Source organism: Brevibacillus borstelensis (genome assembly GCF_037834415.1).
Classification (GTDB): Bacteria; Bacillota; Bacilli; order Brevibacillales; family Brevibacillaceae; genus Brevibacillus; species Brevibacillus borstelensis_A.
Genome location: NZ_JAUMSJ010000116.1, coordinates 1 through 613, shown reverse-complemented (window position 1 = coordinate 613; position 613 = coordinate 1). Strand labels below are relative to the sequence as shown.

Below are 613 nucleotides of genomic sequence, written 5' to 3'. Positions count from 1 at the left end.
GCATATTGCTCCAGCCTACGTACTCCAGATGGAATATGCCCGATATTCATAAGAATTAGGGGCCCAAGCACGGCACTTCGTATATAAGAGAGCAAATCAATAAACTCGAATAATTCGCCTCTGCCTAGCTTCGTTGCTCCATAATGCACCCATACCCAGAATCGATCCTCCATCCATTGAGGAGAAGGAGTAGGGTACGAAGGTGATGTTTCGTTGATGATTGAACGTAGCGAATTATCGCGATCCCAAAGCACGAGTGGATTCTCGACTCGTACTGCCAACTCCGATGAGGAGATGAACTTCAAGTCGACATGGAGCGGCTGAGGTCCGTACAAACAGATTACCAACCGAGGTTCACCGACATGCTCGCCAGTGAATGCTGAAAGCAGGCTGCCAAACGAATTGGCGATTCGAATGCGTTGCTCCATTATCTCTTCCTTGAATGCAATATCATATACAACGATCAAATCTAGATCGCTGTATGCATCCACTGTCCCGCGAATGACGGAACCACCGACAAGTAGCCCCGTGAGGCGACTATCCTGACGGATTCTTTCCATAGCTTGATTAATGAATTGCTGGTGAATAGGTAACATATGGCTTATCACCTCTC

At 47.3% G+C, this 613-nt stretch carries 1 protein-coding gene; it reads right to left on the bottom strand.

Annotation, left to right across the window (positions count from 1 at the left end; all coding sequences use genetic code 11):
* On the bottom strand, positions 1–596 hold a 596-nt coding region (locus Q3F21_RS27205; RefSeq protein WP_340259726.1), incomplete at its 3' end, for a nucleotidyltransferase domain-containing protein.
* Positions 597–613 lie beyond the last annotated feature (17 nt).